The following is a 10745-nucleotide window of genomic DNA, read 5'->3' on the forward strand; positions in this document are numbered from 1 at the left end:
CATGCGGTGAAATTTCTAAGATACAGTATTAGAGTAATATAGAATTTCCCATAAAAAAGGTTGGTCCTATAATTGGAGCCAACCTATTTATTACTTATTTATTCAATATTTTTGCTGACGTCGAAAGCCTGTTTGATGCGATCACCTATGCCGATGCCATCACGTAGATTACCAGCAATGGTGAGGCCGGGATAAGATTCTTGAGTGCTAATGATAGCACGTAAACGTTTGTCTGTAGATGTACTATATTGTGGTATCGCCTGTTTATGACGGAAGATTCGAATAACATCAGCCTTTTTATCTTTAGGATATTTCAACATGGTATGCAAACCGTAGTTTACGATGTGGATGAGTTCTTCATCGCTCTTTTCTACCATTTCCGGATGGCGAGCTCCACCTATGAAGTAAGCCATAGTTGCGCCTTCTTCCGGACTTCTATTGGTAAAGCAGGCTGAAGGGAAGAGAATGCCTAAAATATCTTGATGTTCTATAGAAGGAACTAATCCACCGAAGGCAGGCCAGTCATTACCATCTGTATTGCGAAGACCGACACCTATTTGTACAACAGGAGCATAGTAGAGGTCGCTAATATCGTGAATGGTTTGTTCATCGATAAAAGGCAGAACAGATGGTAAAGAATAGGCTCCACAAGTTGTTACTACTTGATTAGCGATAACGGTATGTTCCTGTCCTTCTATAGTATAGGTAGCTTGCCACAAGTCACCCTCTGGGGTTACCATGATATTATGTGCACTAGTTTGAATATGTTCTTCACCTATAGCTTTAGCTTCTGCTTCTATCAGTCGGCTGAAACCGCCATGAGCAGAGAAGACCTTCTTCGTAGCTTTTTTATCGCGTTCACTTTTATGCATTTTTGCTTTAGCGATAGAACCACGAATCCATGAGCCATAGTCTTGTTCCAATTGCCATAATTTAGGCAGAGCCAAACGGGCAGGTAACTGATATGGATTACCCGCATATACTCCCGACATAAATGGATCTACTGCATAATCGACATACGATTTTCCTAATCTACGTTCAGCCATGGCACCTACTGATTCGTTTGGATCAGTACCTTTTTTGCGCCAGGGTTCACCTAAAATGCGAAACTTATCGTACCAGGTAAAGAGTGGAGTTGCTAATGCTCCGAATAGTGTGTTAGGCAACTCATGAAATCGTTTGCCTTTCCAGATGAGTCTTCGCTTACTCGATTCTTTAGCTGTTTCCAGCGTGCAGCTTTCGCCTAACTGTTCAAAGAGTTCTGCTACTTCCGGATATTTTATTACGCCCGTATTTGGTCCGCTTTCAAAAGTGAATCCATCTATTTGCCAGCTGTGTATCTGTCCACCTATACGGTTTTCACGTTCGAGCACCAACACATTTTTATGTTTACGTGTTAGCTGGTATGCACAGGTCATGCCAGTTATTCCGGCACCTATGATAATTACATCGTATTGGGTTGTCATCATTTAAATTGGTTTCGAAAATTTTTTGTCAGTGTGTACCATGAGTGGATCAAGAGCAGCGGCCACGTTACGTACAAATGGATGACCTTCGGTAGTCATAGTAATACCTTCATGGCTCAAGTTCATGATACCGTCATCTGCCATCTCTTGCAGTTGGACGGCATCATAGTGCAGGGCTGCTTTAACCTGTTCAATAGTAATACCGAGATCCTTGGCTATATGAGCCCATTGTATGCGATAATTACACATTAGTCGTTCGATAACCTCTTTTACGATGCGCTGTTCTGGTGTAAGTTGATAGCCCTTAGCTGTAGACAACGTGTCGTTTTCGGTTGCTACGAGATATTCTTCTATGCTTTTGGTATTCTGTGCATAGAAAGAGTCGAGCTGACTGATACCAGTTACACCGAATGCGTATACCTGTCCTGTGGTACGACGAGTACAATAACCTTGGAAATTGCGGTATAGCTGACCGTTTTGCAGTGCTTGATAGAGCTCGTCTTCAGGTAGAACAAAGTGATCTAACCCGATACTTTGATACCCCGCTTCATGCAACATTTGGGCAGCCTTGTCGTACATCTGTTGTTTTACTTCAGGTTGCGGTAAGCCTATCTTCTCGAGAACTTGTTGGCGCTTGAAGACCCATGGCACATGACCATAGCTAAATGTTACCAAACGTTCAGGGCGAACTTCGATGGTCTTCTGTATGTCTTGTACAAACGTATCAGGTGTCTGATAAGGAAGACCATAGAGAAAGTCTGTATTAACTGTTGCACCATGTGCATGTAATATCGATACAATCTCAGGTATCGGCATCTGTGACGGTGTACGACCTACAGCTTTGAGTACCTTTTCGTCTGTATCCTGTACTCCGATACTGAATCGGGTAAAGTGACTGTTGCACAAAGCTTCCCAGTCTGCTGCAGAGAGATAACCAGGATGACATTCGATAGCAATCTCGGGTTTTTCTATTTTTGGAAAGAGCGATAGTATGTGCTCGTTAAGTTCCTGTAATATGCTAGTCGGTAGCACCGAAGGACTACCACCGCCATAATGAATCTGACTGATAGGGCGGGTAGGGTCTAGATGTTTAGCAACAAGGTCTATCTCATGATGCAAGGCATCGACATAGCGAGCTACTTGACTTTTGTCTTGTGGCATCATATATGAATTGCATCCACAATAATGACATAGTCTACGACAAAATGGAAAATGAAAATAAAAAGACAGTTTTTTACTGCCTACTTGATTTGAATCTTCTATTGCCTTCAGATAGCTAGTACTGTCCATCGGCTCAAAATAGTTGGCTGGTGGGTAGCTTGTATAACGAGGCACAGATACGTTATATTTATTTGCTGGTATCATTATCTATTTAATCTTTTACCTGTTTTTGTATGAATAGTGATGATGAGTTGATGTTCTAGCATACAACTCCAAATACGACTGCAAATTTACAACTTTCTTGGGTATACTACAATCCTTATTTATGAGGTTTTTATAAATTAAAGGTGATAGGGTTACAAATGTTAAGGGTTTTTAAAAGACGGTTCTTATTAGGTGTGTACGCACACATTTTCTTGATTAAAATCAAGAATTGAGCTGAAAAACAGCATTTTAAAGTAAAAAAGTTGTGGAATATAAAAAGTTGCCGTATCTTTGCAATATCAAAAATAAGTTATTAGGTTATTAGATTGTTTAGGTTTTTAGTTATTAGGTTATTATTAGGTTTAAAGATTGTGATTACAATTTGTAGCGACAAAGGATAACAAAGCATGCGAAACTTCGCATTTACTTTGAATTAATAAATCACAAGATAACAAAATGCTCGGAAGTGATTCCGGGCATTTTTTTTGTAATATAAGAATGGCTATGCTTATACAGGATAGTTCATAGATAGGTTTGCTTTATAATCGTGTGAAAGATTTATGAAAGCGCATGGGTAAGGTCTCTATCTCTATATGTTTACTCAATTTTATCAAGTTCTTTATTTAGATGCCGACTACGAGGTTGCAGCTCGATAGAAAATGACGGCTGGTATGGCTTTCTGAAGGTGAGATGATATATGAATAAGATATTAGCTAACTAATGAATAGTATCAAACGGGTGATACCATTTGATAGCAATGCGAAGAAACAGGAAAATCTTTGGATACTGGAGACTACAAATTCATGGACAGTATCAACAATATGTTCGATTATGAATTTCAGTCTCTTGCTTTTCAAGAAATTCCTGTTCCTCTTATCACACTTTTAAATGGCTTTATTCTTTTAAATTCCTTTATTCTATAGGCATTTTAGAGAAGGTTGCGAAGTACTTTAAACAGGTATTTCGCCAAAGTTCTGCATTCTGTTCTTGCAGGTGGAGTAGATTAGCGGTGTGCTGCCATCTAGCTTCGTCGATGTAAGGCTTCATCTGTTGCCACAAGTTTTCGTAATTCTGTACAGTTTTTACACCTTTATTATAATGTGCATTGAGCTCCTGCCACATGGTACGTCCACTCGGCATACGATAGTTCCAGGCTACATGGTGGAACCATAATAAATATTCTGGTGGACAGGTAGCGAGATTGTCGTACAGTGAACGATAAGGTTCAGGATATTGGGCAGTGGCATTGGTGCCCTTGCTGCTTCGTTCGAAGCCTAAGCCATGAGCATCAGCCTTATGATAGTATACCGGGCACCATTCGATAGGATAACTAGCGATAAATCCGTCTGGCTCCGGACCATAGTGATGGTCGAAGGCCATGATATGATGCAGACCTAATGGTTCCATATAGTCTACACATGCTTCGCGAGAGCTAAGCATCATATCTAGTACAGGGGCGACAAATTGATATTTGTCAGTATAAGTCTGTATCAGCCATTCTTCGCCAATAGTTTTAGAATTGAGTGATGCATCCCAAGCTAGTCGGCCGAAGGCATACCAGTTACTTTGGGCGAATGGATGACCACACCAGTTAATATGATCACCGATATTGGCCACACCGACTACACCTTTCAATCTGTTTACTGAAACAAAAGAGAAAAACTCTTGCCACATAGGAGCAAGATATACCAAATGCTTATCGTGACCTAAGTATTCTTGTGTAATCTGTAGTTCGACGGCCTGTGTTGTATGATGCATTTGGTCGAAGATGGGAGCATAGGGTTCACGTGGTTGAAAATCAAGCGGACCATTTTTGCTTTGTAGTATAACGTTTTCTCTGAAAGTACCGTCGAGATCTGCAAACTCGCTGACGGCTTGTTTTACACGGTCTTCACCTTTATGTTTAGATCCATATACAAAACTACGCCAGAATACAAGTCCACCATAAGGTTTCAGTGCATCGGCAAGCATATTGGCACCCTGTGCATGAGTGCGGCCATAGTCGAATGGTCCAGGTTGACCTTCTGAATTAGCCTTTACGCAGAATCCTCCAAAGTCTGGTATTAATTTATAGATTTCTTTAGCCTTCTTGTTCCACCAGTTTATCACACGTTTATTGAGTGGGTCTGCAGTATTGGTAGCACCGAGTGCTTTTGGAGTACCAAAATTGACCGATAGGTATACGCGTAAACCATAAGGACGAAGTATATTGGCAATGTGTGCTACACTGTCGAGATAGGTATGTGTAAGCATTTTAGGCGATGCGTTTACATTATCGAGTACAGTGCCGTTGATACCTACCGAAGCATTGGCGCGAGCATATTCTTTTAGACGTGTATCATATGCCTCACCTTTGATAGGAGAATTCCAAAAAATACTCTTTCCTGCATAACCTCGTTCGATACTTCCGTCGAGATTATCCCAGTGGTTAAGTATACGATACTTACTTTTAGGTGTACTCTTCAGTATTATACCCTTAGCCGTACCTCGCACAGTTTGCTCGCGCAACAAGGCATAGGCACCATAGAGTAGACCTGACTCTGTTGAGGCTTTCAAGGTCTTTCCATCGAAGGCATATCCTTCAGGAGCGACAATATTCTGGCTAACCAATTGCAGATTTATCGCTTGGCCTAGCCAGTAATTTCGCAGTTCACGACAAGCTGTATTCAGTATTTCTCCACCTTGGGGAGCGTTCACTTGTGCATGTGTCTGCTGATAGCGTAGCCAGAGTTGATGACCATCTTCTGCCGATGCACCAAGACATAATATCAAGGTAATAATAAGAACTAATGTCTTTTTCATTTTAGATTGTTTAAAGTGATAGTGCAAAGGTAGGGATAATTTTGTAAATTTTAGGTTATCTGTATATAGCGATATTTTGTTATTTGTATCTAAAACTTTGCAAAACGTTTCTTTTACACCTTTTTAAGGTATCAATGAAACAAATGATAAAGCAATAGAAACGTATCGCAAATGATTTTTGTAGAGAAATACTTATTTTTGCATCGATAAATAATTACAAGTGTTATCATATGATGACGCCAATGACGAAAAAACCTAAACAAAATGAATACACGTAGATTATTAGTTAAGTTGTTATTCTTAGCCTGTGCCTGTCCAGCTATAGCGCAAAACACAAGTTGGGTGGGCACGTGGGCTTCTGCCAGCGAATGGGCTGGGGGAAATGACCTGCCAAAAACATCTTTGGCCAATCGTACCATTCGACAGGTTATCCGTACTTCGATAGCAGGTAATACATTTCGTATGAAACTCTCTAACGAGTTTAGTGAAGTTCCTGTCGAAATTCGCCAAATTTATCTGTCCCTGGTTGATGACTCCTCGGCTATTCAGAAAAACACGAGTGTTGTGCTTCGAGTGAAAGGAAAACACAGCTTTACTATTGAAAAGGGTAAAGCCCTTTATACTGATGCCTTTAAGATGAATATTCCTAAACTCTCTAGAGTTGCGGTAACCATATGTTACGGCAATCAGGTGCCTGAACATATGACTTCACATCGTGGGTCTCGAACAACTTCTTATATCGCTCAGGGTATGGTTTCTCCAAAACAGACTTTTAAGACAGAGGAGAAACTTGACCATTGGTATACCATGGTAACACTTGAAACAAAGAGTGATAAGCAGGATGCTATTGCTATCTTGGGTAATAGTATTACCGATGGACGTGGTACAACAACTAATGCCCAGAACCGTTGGCCCGATAGAATGGCCGAAGCATTGAATGGTGAAACAGGTGTACTCAATCTCGGTATTGGCGGTAACTGTGTCGTAGAATATGGTATAAGTGAACCTGCATTGAAACGATTCGACCGAGATATTCTTTCTCAGCAGGGTATCAGTAGCGTGGTTATCTTTGAAGGTACTAATGATATAGGTATAAGTAACAAAAATTACGAACATGTTGCTGATACACTTATTGCTTCTTATCGAGTGCTTGCCTCGCGTGCTAAGGCAAAGGGACTTAAGGTATATGGAGCAACGATTACTCCTACTAAAGGTAACGGCTGGTATTCACTGTGGCATGAGGCTATCCGCCAAACAGTAAATGCATGGATTCGTCAGACAGATGTCTTTGATGGTGTTATCGATTTCGATAAGGCTGTACGTGATCCGAAGGATGAACAGCAGTTGCTGCCTGCTTATTCTGAAGACGGACTTCATTTGAATCCTGAAGGATATCGTGTTATGGGAGAATTTGCAGCATCTTTTTTTAAAAATCTTAAAAACAAATAATCATGAATAACCCAAGCGAAATGAATGGTTTTTACCATTTGAATTGGCTCCAGCGCATCGGTTTCGGATCGGGCGACTTAGCACAGAATTTGATCTTTCAGGTAACCTGTATGTATCTTCTGTTCTTCTATACCGATATCTATGGACTTGATGCTACCGACGTGAGCCTTATGTTTTTAATCGGTAATATTGCTAATGTGATCTGGGATCCTGTAGTAGGTACTCTTGTGGATAAAAGTAATCCTAAGCTAGGTAAATATCGGGCCTACCTTGTGTTTGTGGGTATCCCGTTGACGGGCTTCTCTATCCTTTGTTTCTATGATGGTTTTGCACCGTCACTACTTTATGCGTATTTTACGTATATTGGTATGACCTTATTGTATACCTTTATTAATGTACCTTATGGTGCACTCAATTCATCGCTTACTCGTGATACGAATGAGATAACAGTACTTACATCTGTTCGTATGTTTATGGCTAACTGTGGCGGCTTGGCTGTAGGTTCTGGTCTACCATTGCTCATTGCGTTCTTTGCTGTTTCAGAGGGTGATGCATTGCCAAAAGATCCACATGCATGGCTTATTACGATGTCGATATATGGTGTGGTGGGTCTTTTGTTGCTTTTCTTCTGTTTCTCACAGTGTAAGGAACGTGTGGTAATGGATGCTAAAGACAGTGAAGATGTTAAGGTAAGCGATTTAGTAACTGAGTTCGTACGCAACCGTCCACTTCGTGTTATCGCCTTTTTCTTTATCACAGCCTTCTCTATGATGAGTATTGGCAATGCAGCAGGTGCATACTTCATGAATAGTAATCTGCATGGCACTCCAGCCCAATTGTCTACTTTTATGGGCCTGGGTTCTATTCCAGCATTTATTTTTATGCCATTAGTGCCAGCTATTAAGCGTGCTATTGGAAAGAAAAATATGTTTTATGCTTTTCTTGGTGTTGCCATTGTTGGTATGGCTATCCTTTATTTTGTAGCCAAGATGGATCATCCAAGTATGATTCTTATCTATATTGCCCAATTTATCAAGAGTACGGGTGTTATTGTTGCTACGGGGTATATGTGGGCTTTGGTTCCAGAGGTTATTTCGTTTGGAGAATATACTAGTGGCAAGCGTATTGCTGGTATCGTCAATGCACTTACCGGTCTTTTCTTCAAAGCAGGTATGACCATCGGTAGTGTGGTCGCTCCTTTTGTACTCAACTATGTACATTATAATAAGGATAGTATTAACCAAACGCCGTTAGCTCAAGAGGGTATTCTCTGGTTGGTATGTGTTATCCCTGCAGCCCTACTTCTTTTGGCCATGTTTATCATTTCAAAGTATGAACTGACAGATGAGAAGATAGACGAAATCAATAGGGCGATAGAAATGAAAAATCAGCAAAACTAACCTATATATACATAAATTAATAGTAGAAAAAATGAGAAAGCTAACACAATTTTGCCTTGGCCTTATGTTGCTGCCAATAACAGCAGTTGCTCAAAATCAGCCTACGATGAAGGATGTCTTAGGTAAATACTTCTTGGTCGGAACAGCACTTAATAGTCATCAGATTTGGACACATGATCCCAAAATCGTTCATGCTATAACTGATAATTTTAATTCGGTTGTCGCTGAAAATTGTATGAAAGGTGAGATTATTCATCCAGAAGAGGATTATTATGATTGGCATGATGCTGACCAGTTGGTTAAATTTGCAGAACAGCATAAGATGACAGTTCATGGCCACTGTTTGGTTTGGCACTCACAGGCTCCAAAATGGATGTTTACCGATAAGGAAGGTAAAGAAGTAACCCGTGAGGTGCTCATCGACCGTATGTATCATCACATTACTAATGTCGTTAAGCGATATAAAGGTAAAATCAAGGGTTGGGATGTCGTTAACGAGGCTATCCTTGATAATGGTGAATATCGTCAGTCTCCTTATTATAAGATCATTGGTCCTGATTTTATCAAGCTCGCATTTATTTTTGCTCATCAGGCAGATCCTGATGCAGAATTGTATTATAATGACTATTCGATGTCTATTCCTGCTAAGCGTGATGCTGTAGTCAAACTGGTTAAGGAGTTGAAAGCTGCAGGTTGTCGTATTGATGCTGTAGGTATGCAGAGCCATAACGGTTTTAACTATCCTAATCTTGAGGATTATGAAAATTCTATCAAGGCTTTCATTGCTGCAGGTGTAGATGTTCAGTTTACAGAACTCGATGTCAATATGCTACCTAATCCTAAGAGCTTTGGTGGTGCAGAGATTAGCCAGAACTATAAGTACAATAAGGAACTTAATCCATATGTAAATGGGTTGACTAAAGCTGCTCAGAAGACTTTCGATCAGCAGTATCTGTCATTCTTTAAGATTTATCGTAAGTATGTAGATCATATTAAGCGTGTAACGCTTTGGGGTGTGGACGACGGAAGCAGCTGGCTGAATGGTTGGCCTGTGCCTGGTCGTACCAACTATGGTCTGCTTATCGACCGCAACTACAAGGTAAAACCTGTGGTTAAAGAAATTATCAAACTTTATGAGTAAAGCATGGTTGCTCTTTGAATAGGGTGATATTGCTATACTCAAAGAGCATTCCGATTTGTTAATTATAAATATTTATAAGCAAATGAAGGCAAAATACGTGTTTCCAAGTGATTATATGGCAGACCCTGCTGCCAACGTGTTTGATGGTAAACTCTATATCTATCCTAGTCACGACTATGATAGTGGTGAGTGTTTTGATGATGATGGTGGTCATTTCCAGATGAAAGACTATCATGTACTCTGTATTGATGGTGATCCAATGGAACAGGATGCCAAGGACTGTGGTAAACAGTTTGGTATCGAGGATATCCCATGGGTAGAGAAGCAGTTGTGGGATAACGACTGTGTAGAGAAGGATGGTAAATACTATCTTATCTATAGTGCCAAGGATTATACCGGTGTGTTTCATCTTGGTGTGGCTGTAGCCGATAAACCTGAGGGACCATTTGTGCCAGAAGCAGATCCTATTCGTGGTTCGTATAGTATCGACCCATGCGTTTTCAAGGATGATGATGGTGAAATTTATGTGTATTTTGGTGGTATCTGGGGTGGTCAGCTCCAATGGTACAAGGATAATAAGATGCTAAAGGCTGAACACTTGCCTGAGGGTAAGGAAGATCCACTTCCTTCTAGAGTTGCTCGTATGACCGGTGATGTTAAGCAGTTTGCTGAGGCTCCACGTGCTGTCGTTATCGTAGACGAGACAGGTAAACCTTTACCAGCAGACGATCCTCACCGTTTCTTCGAGGCTTCATGGATGCACAAATATAATGGAAAGTATTATTTTAGTTATAGTACTGGAGATACACATTTACTCTGCTACGCTGTAGGCGATAATCCTTATGGTCCATTTACTTACCAGGGTGTTATTCTTGAACCAGTTGTAGGTTGGACTACTCATCATTCTATTGTAGAATATAAAGGCAAGTGGTATCTTTTCCATCACGACTGTGTACCTTCTAATGACACTACTTGGTTACGTTCTTTGAAGGTAGCTGAGTTGGAATATGACGCTGAAGGTCATATCAAGACAGTAAAATAAAGATTCATATTTCTTTCTGAAAGTTTTTTGAAACCTAAAATATAATAAGCAAATCTTTAATAATAATATAAACGCAAGCG

The 10745-nt window shown here is 40.3% G+C and carries 7 protein-coding genes; 4 read left to right on the plus strand and 3 right to left on the minus strand.

The features are described from left to right. Positions 1–98 precede the first annotated feature (98 nt). The 3 genes from hemG to L6471_RS00330 all read right to left on the minus strand — a co-directional run bounded on the left by hemG (position 99) and on the right by L6471_RS00330 (position 5633). Positions 99–1469, minus strand: a complete 1371-nt coding sequence (gene hemG / locus L6471_RS00320) for a protoporphyrinogen oxidase (protein WP_027453830.1) — start codon at positions 1467–1469, stop codon at positions 99–101. Beyond that, positions 1470–2831, minus strand: coding sequence for an oxygen-independent coproporphyrinogen III oxidase (gene hemN / locus L6471_RS00325; protein WP_027453831.1), 1362 nt, complete (start codon positions 2829–2831; stop codon positions 1470–1472). It abuts the gene before it with no gap. A gap of 912 nt (positions 2832–3743) precedes the next feature. Beyond that, entirely contained in the window at positions 3744–5633 is a 1890-nt protein-coding gene (locus L6471_RS00330) for an alpha-glucuronidase (protein WP_237796982.1), read from the minus strand. Between the two features lie 264 nt (positions 5634–5897). Here L6471_RS00330 and L6471_RS00335 point away from each other — a divergent pair, with 264 nt between their 5' ends. From L6471_RS00335 to L6471_RS00350, 4 genes are all read left to right on the plus strand, one after another. Then, complete coding sequence (locus L6471_RS00335) at positions 5898–7082, plus strand: SGNH/GDSL hydrolase family protein (RefSeq protein WP_237796983.1); 1185 nt, start codon at positions 5898–5900, stop codon at positions 7080–7082. Between the two features lie 2 nt (positions 7083–7084). Beyond that, positions 7085–8482, plus strand: coding sequence for an MFS transporter (locus L6471_RS00340; protein WP_006281623.1), 1398 nt, complete (start codon positions 7085–7087; stop codon positions 8480–8482). A gap of 31 nt (positions 8483–8513) precedes the next feature. Beyond that, the gene (locus tag L6471_RS00345) at positions 8514–9623 is read left to right on the plus strand and encodes an endo-1,4-beta-xylanase (protein WP_404830151.1); all 1110 of its coding nucleotides are present in this window, start codon (positions 8514–8516) and stop codon (positions 9621–9623) included. An 82-nt stretch (positions 9624–9705) separates the two neighbouring features. Beyond that, entirely contained in the window at positions 9706–10665 is a 960-nt protein-coding gene (locus L6471_RS00350; RefSeq protein ID WP_237796984.1) for a glycoside hydrolase family 43 protein, read from the plus strand. Positions 10666–10745 lie beyond the last annotated feature (80 nt).

The sequence above is a fragment of the Segatella bryantii genome, from assembly GCF_022024215.1.
In the GTDB taxonomy this organism is placed as follows: Bacteria; Bacteroidota; Bacteroidia; order Bacteroidales; family Bacteroidaceae; genus Prevotella; species Prevotella bryantii.

Coding starts and splice junctions, on each gene's coding strand:
- L6471_RS00345 (WP_404830151.1), top strand. CDS start 8,514: ATGAGAAAGCTAACACAATTTTGCCTTGGCCTTATGTTGCTGCCAATA.
- L6471_RS00330 (WP_237796982.1), bottom strand. CDS start 5,633: ATGAAAAAGACATTAGTTCTTATTATTACCTTGATATTATGTCTTGGT.
- L6471_RS00340 (WP_006281623.1), top strand. CDS start 7,085: ATGAATAACCCAAGCGAAATGAATGGTTTTTACCATTTGAATTGGCTC.
- hemG (WP_027453830.1), bottom strand. CDS start 1,469: ATGATGACAACCCAATACGATGTAATTATCATAGGTGCCGGAATAACT.
- L6471_RS00350 (WP_237796984.1), top strand. CDS start 9,706: ATGAAGGCAAAATACGTGTTTCCAAGTGATTATATGGCAGACCCTGCT.
- L6471_RS00335 (WP_237796983.1), top strand. CDS start 5,898: ATGAATACACGTAGATTATTAGTTAAGTTGTTATTCTTAGCCTGTGCC.
- hemN (WP_027453831.1), bottom strand. CDS start 2,831: ATGATACCAGCAAATAAATATAACGTATCTGTGCCTCGTTATACAAGC.